The organism is Aliiroseovarius crassostreae, from assembly GCF_025137635.1.
Classification (GTDB): domain Bacteria; phylum Pseudomonadota; class Alphaproteobacteria; order Rhodobacterales; family Rhodobacteraceae; genus Aliiroseovarius; species Aliiroseovarius crassostreae.
Genome location: NZ_CP080772.1, coordinates 672,947 through 690,627 on the forward strand (window position 1 = coordinate 672,947; position 17,681 = coordinate 690,627).

Annotated in this window: 17 protein-coding genes and 1 riboswitch; of the genes, 11 read left to right on the plus strand and 6 right to left on the minus strand. The window is 60.1% G+C overall.

The window, feature by feature from the left end; all coding sequences use genetic code 11:
- The first annotated feature begins 10 nt into the window (after positions 1 to 10).
- From K3J57_RS03280 to K3J57_RS03315, 8 genes are all read left to right on the plus strand, one after another.
- Positions 11 to 499, plus strand: coding sequence for a DUF6497 family protein (locus tag K3J57_RS03280; protein ID WP_259797069.1), 489 nt, complete (start codon positions 11 to 13; stop codon positions 497 to 499).
- 14 nt (positions 500 to 513) lie between these two features.
- Positions 514 to 864 (plus strand): hypothetical protein, encoded by a 351-nt coding sequence (locus K3J57_RS03285; RefSeq protein ID WP_173485619.1) that lies wholly within the window; start codon positions 514 to 516, stop codon positions 862 to 864.
- 354 nt (positions 865 to 1,218) lie between these two features.
- On the plus strand, positions 1,219 to 1,416 hold the full coding sequence (locus K3J57_RS03290; RefSeq protein ID WP_173485398.1) for a hypothetical protein: 198 nt from the start codon (positions 1,219 to 1,221) through the stop codon (positions 1,414 to 1,416).
- Positions 1,397 to 1,594: a hypothetical protein gene (locus K3J57_RS03295; protein WP_259794014.1), complete on the plus strand. Its 198-nt coding sequence runs from the start codon at positions 1,397 to 1,399 to the stop codon at positions 1,592 to 1,594. The genes K3J57_RS03290 and K3J57_RS03295 overlap by 20 nt, the downstream gene beginning before the upstream one ends.
- Positions 1,584 to 3,629: an acetyl-CoA carboxylase biotin carboxylase subunit gene (locus tag K3J57_RS03300; protein WP_259786321.1), complete on the plus strand. Its 2,046-nt coding sequence runs from the start codon at positions 1,584 to 1,586 to the stop codon at positions 3,627 to 3,629. Before K3J57_RS03295 ends, K3J57_RS03300 begins: the two co-directional genes overlap by 11 nt.
- 3 nt (positions 3,630 to 3,632) lie before the next feature.
- Entirely contained in the window at positions 3,633 to 4,163 is a 531-nt protein-coding gene (locus tag K3J57_RS03305; RefSeq protein WP_259786322.1) for a hypothetical protein, read from the plus strand.
- An 81-nt stretch (positions 4,164 to 4,244) separates the two neighbouring features.
- Positions 4,245 to 6,371, plus strand: coding sequence for a methylmalonyl-CoA mutase (gene scpA / locus K3J57_RS03310; RefSeq protein WP_259794015.1), 2,127 nt, complete (start codon positions 4,245 to 4,247; stop codon positions 6,369 to 6,371).
- Between the two features lie 136 nt (positions 6,372 to 6,507).
- A complete protein-coding gene (locus K3J57_RS03315) occupies positions 6,508 to 7,122 on the plus strand; it encodes a VOC family protein (protein ID WP_259794016.1) in 615 nt (204 codons plus the stop codon).
- 96 nt (positions 7,123 to 7,218) lie between these two features.
- Here K3J57_RS03315 and nhaA read toward each other — a convergent pair whose 3' ends face one another.
- Positions 7,219 to 8,424 carry a Na+/H+ antiporter NhaA gene (gene nhaA / locus K3J57_RS03320; RefSeq protein ID WP_259786325.1) on the minus strand — a complete coding sequence of 402 codons (1,206 nt, stop codon included), beginning with the start codon at positions 8,422 to 8,424 and terminating at the stop codon, positions 7,219 to 7,221.
- A gap of 190 nt (positions 8,425 to 8,614) precedes the next feature.
- On the opposite strand from nhaA, the gene K3J57_RS03325 reads away from it, so the two are divergent.
- Genes K3J57_RS03325 through K3J57_RS03335 form a run of 3 tightly spaced genes read left to right on the plus strand, consistent with a single transcriptional unit; the run spans position 8,615 to position 10,781 of the window.
- The gene (locus K3J57_RS03325) at positions 8,615 to 9,301 is read left to right on the plus strand and encodes a molecular chaperone DjiA (protein ID WP_259786326.1); all 687 of its coding nucleotides are present in this window, start codon (positions 8,615 to 8,617) and stop codon (positions 9,299 to 9,301) included.
- A gap of 3 nt (positions 9,302 to 9,304) precedes the next feature.
- Complete coding sequence (locus tag K3J57_RS03330) at positions 9,305 to 10,321, plus strand: endonuclease/exonuclease/phosphatase family protein (RefSeq protein WP_259797070.1); 1,017 nt, start codon at positions 9,305 to 9,307, stop codon at positions 10,319 to 10,321.
- Positions 10,322 to 10,367: 46 nt separating this feature from the next.
- Positions 10,368 to 10,781, plus strand: coding sequence for a hypothetical protein (locus K3J57_RS03335; RefSeq protein WP_259797072.1), 414 nt, complete (start codon positions 10,368 to 10,370; stop codon positions 10,779 to 10,781).
- 26 nt (positions 10,782 to 10,807) lie between these two features.
- On the opposite strand, the gene K3J57_RS03340 is transcribed toward K3J57_RS03335, so the two are convergent.
- From K3J57_RS03340 to K3J57_RS03360, 5 genes are all read right to left on the minus strand, one after another.
- Positions 10,808 to 11,239, minus strand: a complete 432-nt coding sequence (locus K3J57_RS03340; RefSeq protein WP_259797075.1) for a DUF1636 family protein — start codon at positions 11,237 to 11,239, stop codon at positions 10,808 to 10,810.
- Positions 11,240 to 11,331: 92 nt separating this feature from the next.
- Positions 11,332 to 11,543, minus strand: a riboswitch (cobalamin riboswitch).
- 135 nt (positions 11,544 to 11,678) lie between these two features.
- Positions 11,679 to 13,217 carry a Ppx/GppA family phosphatase gene (locus tag K3J57_RS03345; protein WP_259794022.1) on the minus strand — a complete coding sequence of 513 codons (1,539 nt, stop codon included), beginning with the start codon at positions 13,215 to 13,217 and terminating at the stop codon, positions 11,679 to 11,681.
- 63 nt (positions 13,218 to 13,280) lie between these two features.
- The gene (locus K3J57_RS03350) at positions 13,281 to 15,497 is read right to left on the minus strand and encodes an RNA degradosome polyphosphate kinase (protein WP_259797079.1); all 2,217 of its coding nucleotides are present in this window, start codon (positions 15,495 to 15,497) and stop codon (positions 13,281 to 13,283) included.
- A gap of 197 nt (positions 15,498 to 15,694) precedes the next feature.
- Positions 15,695 to 16,399, minus strand: coding sequence for an HdaA/DnaA family protein (locus tag K3J57_RS03355; RefSeq protein ID WP_055188709.1), 705 nt, complete (start codon positions 16,397 to 16,399; stop codon positions 15,695 to 15,697).
- Positions 16,399 to 17,493: an AI-2E family transporter gene (locus K3J57_RS03360; protein ID WP_259786332.1), complete on the minus strand. Its 1,095-nt coding sequence runs from the start codon at positions 17,491 to 17,493 to the stop codon at positions 16,399 to 16,401. Before K3J57_RS03360 ends, K3J57_RS03355 begins: the two co-directional genes overlap by 1 nt.
- Positions 17,494 to 17,681 lie beyond the last annotated feature (188 nt).

Consider the following 17,681-nt stretch of genomic DNA (forward strand, 5'->3'; position numbering starts at 1 on the left):
TCGAGGACGTATGAAAATGACGCTGGCGCAGATATATAAGGGCCTTCGGGGCCAGGTTGGGGTAGGGGCTTTTGCCGCTCTGCTCTCCCTGGGCCTTGCCCTGTCTGCGCCCGCGCCTGCAGGGGCTGGAACCAAGCGCGGACCCTGGGTCGAAGGTGACCCGGTCTCGGTCCCCTCGGGGCAGCCTGTCGAGTTTCTGGATGTGATCCAGGGCGTGGAAAGCGCCGAAGGGGTGGCGGTGCGTTACCGGTTTCTTGCTCCGACCATTGCCGGGGACATGGCCCATGTGAGCTTTGCCCAGGCGGAAGAGGACATGGCCGCGCTGTGTCAGGACTATGTCTTGCCCCGCCTTATGGCCGGGGCCGCCGCCCTGCCGGATCAGATCATTATCGTGCTTGCGGACCGTGAGGTCGAGTTCGGCATGGCGGATCCCGATGCAACACAGTATTTCGAAGCCTACCGCCCCGAGGATGGGGCCTGTTTCTGGGAGGGCTTCTGATGGCATTGCCATATATGCTGAAACATCGTGGATTTCCGGGTCGTCTGCCCGGCACCGATTATCAATTCACCCTGCGCCGCGCCAGCAAGGACGGGGCGACGCCGCTCAAGGCACGCGAACGCTATGCGGATCGCAAACCGGCGGATCGCCGCGCAGATGCGGGCTTCATGCAGGCGTTGTGGGAAAATTTTGGCGACCAGCCGTTTGAACGCGGAAATCTGGATGCCGGCCGGTTGAGCTGGTTGTTCGGACGCGAGGTGGTCGCGGCGGAAGATCCCTTTGATCCCGCAAGTTACGAAGCGATGCTGGTGATCGATGTCGATCGCGCCCGCGCCTCGTTTCCCGAAGCATTCGAGGGGGCGTAAGTTAGGCATGTTTTCGCTCGCAGCCCAATCCAACCGGCAAGAACCGGCCCAAATGGCAAAAACTTTGCCAGGGGTCTCTTGCAATGGGCTGCCTGCGTGCCAATCTTCTTATCAGACAAGCGCATTATCCCCGCGTTTTGTCGTGGTTCGTCAAAACCACAACCCTTCCCCTTCTTCTCCCCGGTCTCGGACCTCTTGGTCCGGGCCGGGTTTCTTTTTCGCAAGGTCCGCATCACAGGCGACAGCAAACCCCGCATGCGCAAACCGCCGCGCATCTTCTTCGGTTCGACTTGCCCCCACACAGGATCCGCGCACAGAATTGCGTGTAAATACAACTGATCTGGGTGATGGAACATGCAACTCAAGAAACTCTTTGCAGGGCTTGCAATCGCTGCCGTGCTTGCTGGCTGTCAATGGAACGACCTCGAGCGCGCAGGCGCAGGCGCAGCCACCGGTGCGGTCATTGCCGGTGTTGCCAATGGCAATGTGCTTACCGGTGCGGCCATCGGGGCCGGTGCCGGGGCCCTTTGCGATGATGTGGGCGCGTGCTGAGGCCAAGGCCGATCAGCAGACCCATGTAGGCTTTGATATCGAAATTGAGGGGGTGCAGCTGTCTGCCCCCCTGCAAGACATGCCCGCTGGTGGATCATCCACCGGTGGGTTTTTTGTTGCCAATCCGCGGGGATACGCTCCGCATACACATGAAGAAGGGACAGGATATGTTCAATAAGATCCTGATTGCAAACCGGGGCGAAATCGCCTGCCGTGTGATCAAGACCGCCCGCAAGATGGGCATTCAGACCGTGGCAATTTATTCCGACGCTGATCGGAACGCCCTTCATGTGAAAATGGCCGATGAGGCCGTTCACATCGGCCCGCCGCCTGCCAACCAATCTTATATCGTCATCGACAATGTGATGAAGGCGATCAAGGAAACTGGCGCCGAAGCGGTGCATCCGGGCTATGGGTTCCTGTCGGAAAACTCCCGCTTCGCCGAGGCCCTGGACGCCGCGGGCGTGGCTTTTGTCGGCCCCCCGGTTGGTGCGATTGAAAGCATGGGGGACAAGATCACCTCGAAAAAGATCGCGCAGGAGGCCGAAGTCTCCACCGTGCCCGGTTACATGGGGTTGATCGAAGACGCTGATGAGGCCGTGAAGATCTCGAATGAGATCGGTTACCCGGTGATGATCAAGGCCTCCGCCGGTGGCGGCGGTAAGGGCATGCGGATTGCATGGAATGATGAGGAAGCCCGCGAAGGATTCCAGTCCTCGAAAAACGAAGCTGCCAACAGCTTCGGTGATGACCGGATCTTCATCGAGAAATTCGTGACCCAGCCGCGTCACATCGAAATTCAGGTTCTGTGCGACAGCCACGGCAATGGCATCTATCTGGGCGAGCGTGAATGTTCGATCCAGCGCCGCAACCAGAAAGTGGTCGAAGAGGCCCCGTCGCCCTTCCTGGACGAAGAGACCCGCCGCGCCATGGGCGAACAGGCCGTGGCCTTGGCCAAGGCCGTGGGCTATTCTTCGGCGGGCACCGTGGAATTCATCGTTGATGGCGACAAGAACTTCTACTTCCTCGAAATGAACACCCGCCTGCAGGTGGAACACCCAGTGACCGAGCTGATCACGGGTGTGGACCTTGTCGAGCAGATGATCCGCGTGGCCGCTGGTGAAAAACTCACCATCACCCAGGACGATGTGAAGCTGAATGGCTGGGCGATTGAAAACCGTCTTTACGCAGAAGATCCCTATCGCAACTTCCTGCCCTCGATCGGTCGCCTGACCGCTTATCGTCCGCCGGTCGAACGTGCCGCTGGCCCGCTGCTGGAAAACGACAAATGGCAGGGTGATGCCAAATCCGGCAAACATGCGGTGCGCAATGATACCGGCGTCTATGAAGGCGGCGAGATCAGCATGTATTACGACCCGATGATTGCAAAGCTCTGCACCTGGGCGCCGACCCGTGATGAGGCGATTGAGGCGATGCGCGTGGCGCTCGACAGCTTCGAAGTGGAAGGCATCGGCCACAACCTGCCGTTCCTCTCGGCCGTGATGGATCACCCGATCTTCATCTCGGGCGACATGACCACTGCCTTCATCGAAGAGCAGTACCCGGACGGGTTTGAGGGTGTGACCCTTGGCGAAGAGGCGCTGAAGCGGATCGCGGCCTCGGCTGCGGCCATGTATCGCGTGACGGAAATCCGCCGCACCCGTATCTCGGGCCGGATGGACAATCACGAGCGCAAGGTTGGCAAGAAATGGGTTGTGACACTGCAAGATCAAGAATTTGCAGTGAAAATCAAAGCTGACAAAGAAGGTTCCACTGTTAAATTCGATGATGGGAGTAAGCTGCGCGTCGAAAGCGATTGGACTCCAGGCGACAGCCTGGCCAAGCTGAAAGTGGATGGTGAGAAGCTGGTTCTGAAGGTGAATAAAATCACCTCGGGGTTCCGGATGCGGAGCCGTGGCGCCGATCTGGCTGTGCGCGTGCGCACCCCGCGTCAGGCCGAACTGGCCAAGCTGATGCCTGAAAAGGTCGCTCCCGACACCTCAAAGATGCTGCTCTGCCCGATGCCGGGTCTGATCGTGAAGCTCGACGTGGAAGTGGGGCAGGAAGTTCAGGAAGGTCAGGCGCTCTGCACCATCGAGGCGATGAAGATGGAAAACATCCTGCGCGCCGAGAAAACCGGTGTGGTGTCCAAGATCAACGCAGGTCCCGGCGACAGCCTTGCGGTCGACGAAGTGATCATGGAGTTCGAATAATCCATGACCATGGCCGCCCGGCATATGTCCCGCAGCGGGGCGCTTGTTGCGCTCGCCGCCGTGGTGACGCTGGGCGGCTGTGACCTGCACCGCGAAAGCAAGCTGCGCGCCACGCTGTCAGCGTGGTTCCAGCTCGGCGATACGCTGGGGTTTGAAAGTGGCCCCCGTTGCACCGCCGCCGTCTTTCGGGTGCGCACGAATGAGGTCGGGCCTGACCTGCCGATGGGCGAAAGCCCGTCTGACGCGCAGGGCATTTACGGGCTGGTGGGCCGCGCAGCGATCCAGATGGAGGGCGTCAGCCCGCATCAGCTCACCGATACCATGCTGCTCGCCAATGATGGCTGGTTTGGCAAACACGCGCTTGGGGCCGCTGCCCAGGTTGGCCCCTGCCTGGACGATCAGATCGAACCGGGGTTTCACGCGGCGATGACGCGGCCCGGCGCGGTTCTGGCCTATTCGGCTGAACTGGACGGGGTCATGGTGCTCGACCCGGTTGAACGCAAATTGTTTTTCGCCGCCGGGGACACCTATTGACCCCTCCGGCCCCGCGGGCAGCGTTTGCCCACACAGAACATGATGTCGCCCGGGGACGCGGGCATATGAAAGGATAACGCCATGAGCGATACAGCGAAGTGGAAAGAGCTGGCCGAAAAGGAACTGCGCGGTCGCGCGGTTGAGGACCTGAACTGGGAAACCCTCGAAGGTATTGATGTCAAACCGCTTTACACGGCTGACGACACCAAGGACCTCGATCATATGGGCGGCATTCCCGGCGTTGGTCCCTTCACCCGTGGCGTGAAGGCGACCATGTATGCTGGCCGGCCCTGGACCATCCGTCAATATGCCGGGTTCTCGACCGCTGAGGAATCCAATGCCTTCTATCGCCGCAACCTTGCTGCTGGTCAGCAGGGCGTGTCCGTGGCCTTCGACCTGGCCACTCACCGGGGTTATGACAGTGACCACCCGCGCGTGGTTGGCGATGTTGGTAAGGCCGGCGTTGCGATCGACTCGGTTGAGGACATGAAGATCCTGTTTGACGGCATCCCGCTCGACAAAGTCTCCGTCTCGATGACCATGAACGGGGCCGTGATCCCGATCCTTGCGAGTTTCATTGTGGCCGGCCAGGAACAGGGCCATGACAAATCGCTGCTGGCGGGCACCATTCAGAACGACATTCTGAAAGAATTCATGGTGCGCAACACCTATATCTATCCGCCTGAGCCGTCGATGCGGATCATCTCGGACATTATCGAATACACCTCGAACGAGATGCCGAAGTTCAACTCGATCTCGATCTCTGGCTATCACATGCAAGAGGCTGGTGCGAACCTGGTGCAGGAGCTGGCCTACACGCTGGCGGATGGTCGTGAATATGTGCGTGCCGCCATCGAGGCCGGCATGGACGTGGATAAATTCGCAGGACGTCTGAGCTTCTTCTTCGCGATCGGCATGAACTTCTTCATGGAAGCCGCCAAGCTGCGCGCTGCCCGTACCCTGTGGCACCGCGTCATGAGCGAGTTCGGCGCGAAGTCGGAGCGTTCCAAGATGCTGCGCACCCACTGCCAGACCTCGGGCGTCAGCCTGCAGGAACAAGACCCCTATAACAACGTGATCCGCACCGCGTATGAGGCGATGTCGGCAGCCCTGGGTGGCACCCAGTCGCTGCACACCAACGCGTTGGATGAGGCGATTGCGCTGCCCACCGATTTCTCGGCGCGCATTGCCCGTAACACCCAGATCATCTTGCAGGAAGAGACCGGCATCACCAATGTGGTCGACCCGCTGGCGGGCTCCTACTATGTGGAAAGCCTGACGGATGAGCTGATCAACAAGGCTTGGGCCCTGATGGAAGAGGTCGAGGAAATGGGCGGCATGACCAAGGCCGTGGCCTCGGGGATGCCGAAACTGCGGATCGAGGAATCGGCCGCCAAGCGTCAGGCCATGATCGACAAGGGTGACGAGGTCATCGTTGGCGTGAACAAATACAAGCTTGCCCAGGAAGACGAGATCGAAATCCTCGACGTGGACAATATGGCCGTGCGTGACAGCCAGATTGCCCGCCTTGAAAACATCCGCGCAACCCGTGATGAGGCCGCCTGTCAGGCTGCCCTTGATGAGCTGACCCGCCGCTCGAAAGAAGGTGGCAATCTGCTCGAGGCCGCTGTTGAAGCGGCCCGCGCCCGCGCCTCAGTCGGAGAGATCAGCATGGCAATGGAAAAAGAATTTGGCCGCCACCGCGCCGAAGTGAAAACCCTCGCCGGTGTCTATGGCGCCGCATATGAGGGTGATGAAGGCTTTGCCCAGATCCAGAAATCGGTCGAAGACTTCGCTGAGGCCGAAGGCCGCCGCCCGCGTATGCTCGTCGTGAAAATGGGGCAGGACGGGCATGACCGTGGCGCCAAGGTGATCGCCACCGCCTTTGCCGATATCGGCTTTGACGTCGACGTGGGCCCGCTGTTCCAGACCCCGGACGAGGCGGCTCAGGACGCCATTGACAATGACGTGCATATCGTCGGTATTTCGTCGCAGGCCGCGGGTCACAAGACGCTGGCGCCGCAGTTGGTGCAGGCTTTGAAAGAGCAGGGTGCTGAGGATATCATCGTGATCTGCGGCGGGGTTATTCCGCAGCAAGATTATGATTTCCTTTATGAAAGTGGTGTGAAAGCCATCTTCGGCCCGGGCACCAACATCCCGCAAGCTGCTGAAAAAGTGCTGCAAATCGTGCGTGAGGTTCGCAGCTAAACTGCGCGGTGAGGGGCGGGAGTCCTCCCGCTTCCTTGGCAACGCCCCCGTCATTGTCACGTCGGAGCGGCACAAAATCCTTGAAGCTGGCGGCATTTCCCGCCAGCCTCATCCCGGAACCAATCGGAGACTATCCATGGCGCTGGGCACGATCGACCACCTTGTCATTGCCTCTGCCACCCTGGCTGAAGGGGTGGAATTTATTCAGGCAACACTTGGGGTGCCAATGGCAGGCGGCGGGCAGCACCCGTTGATGGGCACGCATAACCGGCTGTTGTCGCTTGGTCCTGATATCTACCTTGAAGTGATCGCCATTGACCCGGACGCCGCGCGGCCAAGCCACGCCCGCTGGTTTGACCTAGATTATTTTACCGGCGATGCCCGGCTGACCAATTGGGTGGTGCGGGTGCCTGAGATTGAAGAGGCGCTGCACCGGGCGCCTGAGGGCATCGGGGATGTGTTGGAACTGGAGCGTGGCACCTATCGCTGGCAGATGGCCGTGCCCGAAGATGGGCGTCTGCCCTTTGCGGGCTGTGCCCCCGGTTTGCTGAGCTGGCAGACAGCAGGCCCCGCCGCTGCCTTGCCCGATCACGGATTGCGTCTGGCCGCGCTGGAGATCACCCATCCCGAGGCCGAAGCGCTTTCGGTGGCGCTGGCCCCGTTGGTGATCGACAAGCGGATCACGCTGCATTCCGGCGCGCCCGGACTGTCTGCGTGGATCGATACCCCGGGGGGTATGGTGCAACTGTAAACGACGGGATCTCCCCGGCCGTAACCCCTGGGCTGTAGTGCTTTGAGGGAGGTCTGGGCACAGAGCTGCGCCCAGACGGAGTTCTTTCGAAACGCTTTAACTCTGGGCCTTCTCCGAACGCAGAGGCTTGCGTCCTCGCTCATCTGCCGGGTTTCCCGCGGCATACAGCACAGAAAATCCGATCACTGCGGATAGGGCAGAGGCCAGCAGAACCCCAAGCCGCACATCATTCATCAAAGCAGGGTCCGAAAAGCTCAGCCCGCCAATAAAGAGCGACATGGTAAAGCCGATGCCAGCCAGTGCCGAGATGCCATAGACATGCTGCCAGCCCACCCCATGGGGCAGCGCGGCACGACCGGTCTTGACCGTCAGCCAGGTCAGGCCAAAGACACCAACCTGCTTGCCCAGAACCAGCCCGGCCGCAATACCCAGAGGCACGGGGGCGAGCAGGGCTGCAAGCGACATCCCCTCAAAGCTCACCCCGGCATTGGCAAAGGCAAAGATCGGCACGATCAGGAAAAACACGTAAGGCGTCAGCGCATGTTCCAAGGCGTGCAGGGGGGATTTGCCCCATTTATCCGTCAACGGGATGAAAAACGCCGTGGCCACACCTGCCAGTGTTGCATGCACCCCGGATTTCAGCACCAGCACCCACAGCACAACCCCCAGCATCAGAATGGGCGCAACCCGGTGCACGCGCTTCATGTTCAGCCACCCCATCAGAACCAGCGGCACAAGGGCGTAAATCAGGTAAGAGACCTTGAGTTCAGCCGTGTAAAACAGCGCAATCACAATAATCGCACCAAGGTCGTCCAGAATGGCCAGGGTTAGCAGAAATACCTTGAGCGCCGCCGGTGCGCGCTTTCCGAGCAGCGCCAGAACCCCAAGCGCAAAGGCAATATCCGTGGCCGCGGGAATGGCCCAGCCACCCAGCGTGGCGGGGTTGGACCAGTTGATGGCAGCATAAATCACCGCAGGCACCAGCATCCCCCCCAGCGCCGCCATGCCCGGAAGCACCACGTCGCGCGGGTTTTTCAGCTTCCCTTCCAGGATCTCCCGCTTCAGCTCCAACCCGATCAGGAAGAAAAAGATCGCCATCAACCCGTCATTGACCCACAGAAGAAGCGGTTTCGACAGGCCCTCCCCGTTGAGCAAAACAGAAAACTTCGCGTCGAATATACTGGCAAAAGCATCTGCCGCGGGTGAGTTCGCTGCGATCAGCGCGGCAATTGCCGACAGCATCAGAAGGATGCCACCAGCGGCATCATGGCGGAAGAATTTGTCAAGAAAGCGGGTGAGCATTGTATCCCTGATCGTTTTTGTCACATTCACTTTCAGATAGGGGCAAACTGCCCGGGTTCAAGGTCTGGACAGTCTGATTGCTTGAAGAAAAGCACCGAAGCCGATCTGCGTGATTTGCCACATGATTTGCATCATGACTGGCCCCGTCTTTCTGCTCGTTATTGCGGACAGGAGCGTGTAGGAAGGAGCCATGTCGATCTGGTCCCGCATATCTGATGCGCTGTCCGCGCTGGCCAAGGGCGAAAGCCTGTCTGACGTGTTTGCCCATTTGCGCACACCGCCTGAACGTTCAGCCGGTTTTGCCATCGCGGTGATCGCGCTGGGGGCCAAGATGGCCAAGGCGGATGGGTTGGTGACGCGTGACGAGGTGTCCGCCTTTCGAGAAGTGTTTACCATCCCGCGCGGAGAGGAAAAGCAGGCAGCCAGGGTGTTCAACCTCGCGCGCACCGATGTGGCCGGGTTTGACCTCTATGCCCAGCGGATTGCCGATATGTTCGGACCAGCCGACCCGGCGCTTTTCGACCTCATGGAAGGGTTGTTTTTCATTGCGCTGGCAGATGGGGAATACCACCCCAACGAAAATGAATTCCTGCTTCATGTGGCGCGCATTTTTGGCATCCCGGAAGAGAAGTTCTTTGCGTTGCGGGCGCGGTTCGTGCCGGACGCCGAGGCGTGCCCCTATCAGGTGCTGGGGGTGCCCAAGGACATGCCGATCCGTGAAATTCGCAAGGTCTGGCGCCAGGCCGTGCGCGACAGTCATCCCGATGTGATGGTGGCGCGGGGGGTGCCGGAAGAGGCGATCAAGCTGGCGGAAAAGCGGCTGATTGCAGTGAACCGCGCCTGGGAAGAGATCAATGCACGTCAGGGGAGCCACTGACCCATGCGTATCGCTACCTATAATGTCGAATGGTTCAACACGCTGTTTGATGATACGGGGCGCCCGATTGCGGATGCGGAACTGGCCACAAGGAGGGGCGTGACCCGGCGGGCGCAGCTCAAAGCGGCCGGGGTGGTGTTCAAATTGCTTGAAGCCGACCTGATCATGGTGGTCGAAGCCCCAGATGAAAATCGCCGCCGTTCGACCGTGAAAGCTCTGGAAAGTTTCGCGCGGATTTTTGGCCTGCGGGCACGTAAGGCTCTGATCGGGTTTGCAAATGACACCCAGCAGGAAATCGCGCTTTTATATGACCCGGACCAGTTTGAGGCAAAACATGATCCTTGGGGGGCGGCACAGGGCCAGTATGCGCCGCGCTTTGACGGTGCCTTCCATCTGGATCTGGATGTGGATGCCAATCCCGATCCGGTGGTGTTTTCCAAACCCCCGCTGGAGGTGGCGCTGACACTGCGGAAAAACGGGCAGAAACTGCGCCTGATCGGGGTGCATGTGAAGTCGAAAGCCCCGCATGGGGCCCGCAATGCGGAAGAGGCGATCCGTATCAGCATCGAAAACCGCCGCAAGCAGATGGCGCAATGTATCTGGATCCGGCAACGGGTGGACCAGCTTCTTGAAGCGGGGGAACAGGTGATTGTGCTGGGGGATTTCAACGATGGTCCGGGGCTTGATGAATATGAAAAGCTGTTTGGCCGGTCAGGGGTGGAAATTGTAATGGGCGAGGGCGAAGGCCCCTGTCTGTATGATCCACATGCGGCACGCTTTTTGGCGCGCCCTTCGGCGGCCCGCATCAGCTCTGCCCGGTTTTATATTGCGAGCCAGAAGCGATATTTGCAGGCGCTACTCGACTATATCATGATTTCCGAGGACCTGCGCGGGTTTGACCCGGTCTGGCGCATCTGGCACCCGTTTGACGACCCGCTCTGTTATCGGGCTGAGGCCCTGCGCGAGGCGCTGTTGACCGCCTCGGATCACTTTCCGGTCACGCTGGATATTGATCTTTGACGCTTGCGCACTGGAAATACCGATCTCTGCGCCCCATATTTTCCGTATGAAACAGATCCTGAAACCCACCTTGCTGGCAGGGCTTGTTGCCTTGTCCTCCCCGGGGCTGGCTGAGACGGGCCAACCCCAATCCCCCCAGCCGTCTCCGCCGTCGTCCCCCGAGGGGGATCCCAAGCTGGAAGACGGTGCGGAATTGATGTCGCGCGGCTTGCAGATGTTGCTGGACGGGCTGGCGCAGGAAATGTCCCCGATGCGTGACGGGCTGGCCGAGGGCATGGCCGAAAATTGGGCCAGGCAATTGCACGAAGGCTGGCAGGATCTGATGGCGGAAATGGGGGATCTGTCTGCCTATCACCCGCCGGAAGTGCTTCCCAATGGTGACATTATCTTGCGGCGTAAATTGCCACAGCCTCCTGTCCCGCCTGAAGCTGCGACACCGGACGGGGGAACGGATCTGTAAAGCCGCACAAAGGCCTGGCCTGAAGGTCAGAACAGGGCAGCTCCCCGGCGCATGGCCATGACGCACCCAGGGGTGCGCTGCAGGCCGCTGGGGGAAAGCGGTGTCGTGCCGCGGTTCAATGCCTCGTGATTGTTGCGAGCGAAATCGAGCAGGGCAGAGATGTCCTCACCTTCTTCCACATCGCCGAAAACATGTGTTTCGCTGCGGGTGGCATGATAGGCCACGAGGCAGGTTCGGCCACAGCCCCCCATTTCAGCATGGCCCGAGATTTCAAACCCGTCCTCGATACTGTCGCGTGCGGCGGTGATGGCCTGTTGAAGCTGAACCATCATGGCATGACCTGCGGTGCAGATCTGGCCGGTATGGGGGCAGGGGGTGCAGAGAACAAGCTGCTGCCCCTTCTGGGTCGGTGTGGTTGTTGTGGTCTGTCCCACCGTCTGCATCTGTGTCCGGTACATGACGCCCTCCGCGCGTAAGATGCGGGATGGGGCGGGGGGAAGAGGGGGCATTCTGGCCGCCTGCGATCCTCCTGCCGGGGCACCCCGCCCGGGTTGAGTTTCATTAGATGGCAGGTCTCCTGACTTGCGGGTCTTGGCGGTTCTGATCCTTCCCGGGGGGCGCCCAGTGGTTTTTCAAAACAGCTCACCGCTTACAGTTGCGGGGGCAGTTGTGGAATTGGCCGAGATCCGACCGCACCACATTCCCTTTTCACCCGAAACTTTCTGGTGGAAAGATCCGGGAACCATCTGAGAAATGGGTGACGCAGGACGCGGCCGGTGTCAAGCAAGAAGCGTATGTGGGGAGGGGCATGAACAGGGACAAGAACGGGGGCAGGGGCGCTGCCCCTCGGCCTGGCGGCCTCACCCCGAGGTATTTTCAGCAAGAAAAAGCGAAGGCTCAGCGCAGAGTTTTGACGTTTGAGGTGGCGTCAAGTGCTGCACAGAGCGCGTCAAACCGGCTCTCGGCAACCTCGCCGAAAAGATCACGGGCTTCTGCGGCAAGGTGCAAATGCAACTCGCGTTTCTTGGGATACCATTTCAGCTCCGCCTTGTCCTGTGGCCCATCCACCGCGAACATGGCGCCAAAGCGCATGGCCTTGCCCAGAACCTCGGCCCGGATCAGGTCCTTTTCGCCGAGAATTTCAAACAGGTTTTCAAATCGCGATCCCTGGCGGCTGTTTTTATAGCGGTGCAGCAGGGACAGGCCGAGAAACACCCGTTCTTCATGGGTGAGCCCCCCAAGATTGGCGCGGGTGGCGTTGTCGAAACAGACTTCGTGACGATAGTCGGGGTGGGCGCGCCAGCTCACATCATGCAGCAGGCAGGCGGCCTTGATCACCCGTTTCTGGTCCGCCCGCGCGGATTTGTAAAGCGGGGTGAGAAAGTCATAGAGGGCTTTGCCAAAGCCAGGAACGCGCGCGTCCTTTTGTTCGGCAAAGCGGCAGGCCTCGATCAGGGGGTCACGTTTGCGAATGGGCTTTGGCATCTGTTCATAAAGCATCCCTTCGCGGATCCCGTAGGAGCTGACGGCGATTTCCTTGGGGCGAAATACATGGATCAAGCGTTTTAGCACAAGCGCGGCGATCGGAACCAGTGCCATACGGGTGGCCGAGGTGGAGGTGCGTTGCCGGATCTCTTCCAGATCCACCTTTTCAATCCAGCTCAGGGTTTTTTGTAGTGATTTCAGCGGCATGCGGTATTCGTGCAAAACCGTCAAAGGGTAGTTGCGGCGTTCCATGTCAAGCCGCGCAATGGCGCGCCAGCTTCCCCCCACGAGAAACAGGCGTTTGTGATCCGTGCCCATTTCGGCGGCCAGCTCATCCACCACCCGGGCGATCTCAGCCTTCAGCCCTTTCTTTCCGCCTGGGGTGTCGGCCAGTTTCAGCGGTCCGAGAGGGGAGGTGATGCGTTTGCCAACATGGCCTCCATTGATCCTGGCCAGCTCCAGCGAACTGCCGCCAATATCGCACATCAGCCCTTTGGCCTCAGGCCAGCCAAGCAAAACGCCCTGCGCAGACAGCCGGGCCTCTTCTTCGCCGTCAATCACGTAGAGTTTGAGCCCCGTTTCACGCAGGACTTCGTCGCGGAACTCCGGCCCGTCCGTGGCCTCACGCACTGCGGCGGTGGCCACCGCGGTCAGCGGGGGCAGGTGCATGCCTTTGGCCAGAAGCTGAAACCGTTTGATTGCGGCCAGCGCCCGCGCCCGGCCCTCTGGGTTCAGGCACCCGGTCTGGGCAAGCCCGGATCCGAGGCCGCAGAGGATTTTTTCGTTGAAGAAATAGGCGGGCGAACGGGCAGCACCGTCAAAAACCACCATGCGGACCGAGTTGGACCCCACATCGACCACGCCTACGCGCGACAAGGCACGGGCGGAGGGGTCTTCAAAGATCGGGCGACCAAACGGACCCCACTCGTCGGTGGAAGCTGTTGTATTCATGTTGGAAATCCCTGCCCGTCTTCCTGTTTCCTTGCTGACTATGCCCATTTCAGCAGCCCCGGGTCAATCCAGATCCGCAGGTTCTTCGGGGCTGTGGGCCAGTTTCGGCACGTCTGATGCCCCGGCGGATCCGCGTCCCGAGAGGGACGGATTTTCCATGAAGAACCGGTGGCAGTTGAACGGGTGATCCAGCGCGGACAGGTCGGTGCGGGCAAAGCTGCCATCTGGCCCCATCACCCAGCTCTGCGCCACATCCGCCAAGTTCGCGGCCATGATCTGGCTGACGATCTGTGCCTTCACCGTCGCGTTCTTGACCTCGACCAGGGTTTCCACCCGCCGGTTCAGGTTGCGCCCCATCCAGTCGGCGGACGAGATGTAAACGCGCGCTTTTTTCGACGGCAGCCCGTGCCCATTGCCAAAGCAGACGATACGGGAATGTTCCAGAAAACGCCCGACGATGGATTTGACCCGGATGTTTTCGGACAGGCCTAAGATGCCGGGTCTGAGCCCACAGATGCCCCGCACCACCAGACTGATTTTTACCCCCGCCTGGGAGGCCTCATAAAGCGCGTCGATCACGTCGGGTTCGACCAGAGAGTTCATCTTGGCCCAGATTTCGGCCGGTTTGCCGTCTTTGGCCAGATCTGCTTCGCGCCGAATAAGCGCAATCAGCGTGGTTTTCTGGTTGAGCGGTGAAATGGCCAGGTTTTCAAGCCCCTGAGGTTCGGCATAGCCCGAGAGATAGTTGAAAACCTTGGTCGCATCACGTCCCAGCGCCGCGTCGCAGGTAAAGAAGCTGAGGTCGGTATAAATGCGGGCGGTAATCGGGTGGTAATTGCCGGTGCCATAATGGGTATAGGTCACCAGCTCATCCCCTTCGCGCCGCACCACGGTCGAGATTTTGGCGTGCGTTTTGTAGTTGATGAACCCATAGGTCACATGGGCCCCGGCGCGCTCCAGACGGCGTGATTGGCGGATATTTGCAGCTTCGTCAAAGCGGGCCTTGAGTTCCACCAGAGCGGTCACGGATTTCCCGTCCTCCGCCGCTTCGCACAGGGCTTTTACAATCGGACTGTCATGGGACGTGCGATACAGCGTCTGTTTGATCGCCACCACATTCGGGTCGCGCGCCGCCTGGTTCAGAAATCGCACCACCATGTCAAACGTTTCATACGGGTGGTGCAGCAACATATCCTTCTGGCGGATCGCGGCAAACATGTCCCCTTCGTGGTCCTGAACACGTTCCGGCACACGAGGACTGAAACTGGGCCACAGAAGGTCATGGCGATCTTTCAGCACCAGCTCACCCAGATCGGCCATGCCGATCATCCCGTCCACCTCCACGATCTCGTCACCGGACACGCGCAGTTCGCGTTTGATCATCCGCATCAGGGCATCGGGGGCACCTTTGGTGATTTTCATCCGCACCACTTCGCCGCGTTTGCGGCGTTTAAGAGCGGTTTCAAATTCGCGCACCAGATCTTCAGCCTCGTCTTCGACCTCCAGATCACTGTCACGCAGAATGCGGAAGGCGCAGTTGCCCTTCTCGACATAGCCAGGGAACAGGCTCGACAGATGTTCCAGCAGCAGGTCTTCCAGCGGCAGAAAACGACATTGACCCTCAGCGGCAGGCAGGCGCACAAAGCGGTTGATCTGTTGCGGGATCGGAAGCAGCGCCTTGAGTTTCTGCCGGTCCTTGCTGCGCTCAAGCTGCAGCGCCAGCGCAAAGCCAGTGTTGGGGATGAACGGGAAGGGGTGCGCCGGGTCAATGGCCAATGGTGAGAGAACCGGGAAAACCTGGCTCAGAAAAACCTGATCCAGATGGGCCTTGTCCTCCGGGGTAAGGTCGGCGCGCTTCTCGATAATGATGCCCTGGTCGCGCATCTGCCGGGTCAGCGTGTCATAGGTGGATTGCTGGCGCGCCATCAGGGCGCGGGCGTCCTGATTGATCAGTGCCAGCTGTTCGGCGGGCAGCAAACCGTCTGCTGCGGGGGTGGTCACGTCTTCGCGCACCAACTCCCGCAGCCCGGCCACACGCACGGTGTAAAACTCGTCAAGATTGGTGGCCGAGATCGACAGAAACCGCAGCCGTTCCAACAGCGGGACGCGCGGATTTTCCGCTTCTTCCAGAACCCGCCAGTTGAAGCCAAGCCAGCTCAGTTCACGGTTGAAAAACCGCTTTGGTCCCGCCGTCTCCTCGGGGGGTAATTCTGCCGCCTCCGGGAACGGGGCGTGCAGAAAGTCGGAAAGCGGCGTGTTGGGGGTCTCGGCTTTGGTCATGACAGCTCTATCGCGGTGTTTTGTAACGGCGATGTGACGTTACGCCTGCCTGCGTGGCTTGTCCAGCAAGCCGGCCCCACATGCCTGCCGCTTTTTCTTGTCGTAAATATCCTGGGGTGAGCGAGCTTGCCTCGCGAGGGGCAAAGCCCCTGAAGCTCGCCAGGTATCGTTGGATCACGGAAATTACTGGAAAGGCGTTAATCGCCACCGAAATCGCCACCAAAGTCGCCACTGGCCGCAATGCCCAACACCCGCTGGGCCAGTGCACGGGTGATCGGGCGCTGTTCGGACAGGGCGACCTGATCCAGAGCCTGCACCAGATGCCCCGCCGCCGCTAAAGACCGCTCCATCCGGGGCACAAGATAGTCGACCAGATTGGCATTTACACTGATCTGGCGGTCATGGAACAGTTTGACCAGAACCGCGGATAATAGCATGTCATCGGGGGGCTCCAGCCGGGCCAGCGTGGTGCCTTCCATGCGTGATCGCAGGTCGGGGAGGCGCAGCCCCCAGCGCGAGGGCGCATCTTCGGCGGTCAGCATCAGCCAGCCACCTTCGGCCAGAACCAGATTGTGCAGGTGAAACAGCGCGGTCTCAGACGCGCGGTCCCCGGCGATCCGGTCCACATCCTCAACCACCACCGATCCACCCGCAAGCGCCTCGATCACGGTTGTGTCCAGGCGGTCGGCGTGAATGATCTCCGCCCCGGACTGATCCGCCCAGACATGGGCCAGATGGGTTTTCCCCGTGCCGCCTGCGCCTGCCAGAACCAGTTTCTGATTGGGCCAGAGCGCCCAGCCGTTCACAATCGCCATCGCCGCCTGATTGGACGGCGTGACCAGAAAATCATCCACCCCCCGCGCCGGGGTCACGGGCAGGTCAAAGGCAAGTTGATCCTGCATCAAAGGTCCTTTGCCTCTTCTTCGGCTACGGTGTTCTGTCGACCGGCCACGCCTTGATAAAGGCGCCCGATCTTGTATTGCCCGATCACGAAACGGGCGATCACGCCGATGGCGGCGGCCACCGGCACGGCCACCAGCATCCCGACAAACCCAAATAGCGAGCCAAAGACAGACAGAGCCAGCATCAGCCAGACCGGGTGCAGACCCACGGAATTGCCGACGAGTTTCGGGGTGATGATGTTGCCCTCAAGGAACTGTCCGGCAAAGAAAATTGCGGCCACGCCGCCCAGGCTCCACCATTCGCCCCAGAACTGAAACAGCGCCAGGCCGATCGCAAGGGCGCCGCCCACCAGCGCACCGACATAGGGGATAAAGGTGATCAGCCCGGCAATGAACCCGACCACAAGGCCGAATTGCAGCCCCACCAGCATCAGCCCCACCGCGTAATAGCTCCCCATCACCAGACAGACAGAGCCCTGCCCGCGGATGAAGCTGGCCAGAACCTTGTCGATATCGCGGGCAATTGTGCGGATTGTCGGGGCGTGATCCAAAGGCAAAAGCGCATCCACCTTCGCCACCATGTGATCCCAGTCCAGCAGCAGGTAAAAGGCGACAACCGGGGTGATCACCAGAAGGATCACGATGTTGAGCACGCTCATCGCTGATGAGACCAGCCTGCCGACCAACTCGCCGCCACGCGACTGAATGGCCTGGCCAATGCTGTCGAGCGACTGGCGCAACGTGCCGTTTTCTTCAAGGAATGAGGGGAATTTGGTGCTGATGAAGGCATGTAGCTGGCTGAGCAGCTTGGGGGCCGCGTCGACCAGGGCAAGGGCCTGATTGACCAGCGTCGGCACCACCAGAAGAATTGCAATCACAAAAATCAGCATCGCAAACAACGAGATCAGGACCGTTGACAGCACCCGTGACAACCCCATCGCCTCCAGCCGGTCCGCCACCGGATCAAGGAAATAGGCAATTGCGCCGCCCAGAACGAAGGGCAGAATCACATTGCCAAGATACCACAGCGCCAGCGCCAGAATGAGCATGGCCGCGGTCCAGTATTTGGCTTGGGTCTCAACTGGAAGGGGCATGAGATGTCCTTTTGAAATCTGTCCCTATGTCGCCCAACCACAGTGGTTTTTCAAGGGGGCGGGTGAACGTCCGGGCGAGGGGCCTTTGGGGTCGGGCGGGCAGAATTGTGCTGACTGATCCTCTGGCTGCGGAAAACCGCTTTTCCTTTCCCGATGCCTGGGTCAGACTGTGGTCAAACTGTTGAAAA

Coding starts and splice junctions, on each gene's coding strand:
- K3J57_RS03280 (WP_259797069.1), top strand. CDS start 11: ATGAAAATGACGCTGGCGCAGATATATAAGGGCCTTCGGGGCCAGGTT.
- K3J57_RS03285 (WP_173485619.1), top strand. CDS start 514: ATGCTGAAACATCGTGGATTTCCGGGTCGTCTGCCCGGCACCGATTAT.
- K3J57_RS03290 (WP_173485398.1), top strand. CDS start 1,219: ATGCAACTCAAGAAACTCTTTGCAGGGCTTGCAATCGCTGCCGTGCTT.
- K3J57_RS03295 (WP_259794014.1), top strand. CDS start 1,397: ATGATGTGGGCGCGTGCTGAGGCCAAGGCCGATCAGCAGACCCATGTA.
- K3J57_RS03300 (WP_259786321.1), top strand. CDS start 1,584: ATGTTCAATAAGATCCTGATTGCAAACCGGGGCGAAATCGCCTGCCGT.
- K3J57_RS03305 (WP_259786322.1), top strand. CDS start 3,633: ATGACCATGGCCGCCCGGCATATGTCCCGCAGCGGGGCGCTTGTTGCG.
- scpA (WP_259794015.1), top strand. CDS start 4,245: ATGAGCGATACAGCGAAGTGGAAAGAGCTGGCCGAAAAGGAACTGCGC.
- K3J57_RS03315 (WP_259794016.1), top strand. CDS start 6,508: ATGGCGCTGGGCACGATCGACCACCTTGTCATTGCCTCTGCCACCCTG.
- nhaA (WP_259786325.1), bottom strand. CDS start 8,424: ATGCTCACCCGCTTTCTTGACAAATTCTTCCGCCATGATGCCGCTGGT.
- K3J57_RS03325 (WP_259786326.1), top strand. CDS start 8,615: ATGTCGATCTGGTCCCGCATATCTGATGCGCTGTCCGCGCTGGCCAAG.
- K3J57_RS03330 (WP_259797070.1), top strand. CDS start 9,305: ATGCGTATCGCTACCTATAATGTCGAATGGTTCAACACGCTGTTTGAT.
- K3J57_RS03335 (WP_259797072.1), top strand. CDS start 10,368: ATGAAACAGATCCTGAAACCCACCTTGCTGGCAGGGCTTGTTGCCTTG.
- K3J57_RS03340 (WP_259797075.1), bottom strand. CDS start 11,239: ATGTACCGGACACAGATGCAGACGGTGGGACAGACCACAACAACCACA.
- K3J57_RS03345 (WP_259794022.1), bottom strand. CDS start 13,217: ATGAATACAACAGCTTCCACCGACGAGTGGGGTCCGTTTGGTCGCCCG.
- K3J57_RS03350 (WP_259797079.1), bottom strand. CDS start 15,497: ATGACCAAAGCCGAGACCCCCAACACGCCGCTTTCCGACTTTCTGCAC.
- K3J57_RS03355 (WP_055188709.1), bottom strand. CDS start 16,399: ATGCAGGATCAACTTGCCTTTGACCTGCCCGTGACCCCGGCGCGGGGG.
- K3J57_RS03360 (WP_259786332.1), bottom strand. CDS start 17,493: ATGCCCCTTCCAGTTGAGACCCAAGCCAAATACTGGACCGCGGCCATG.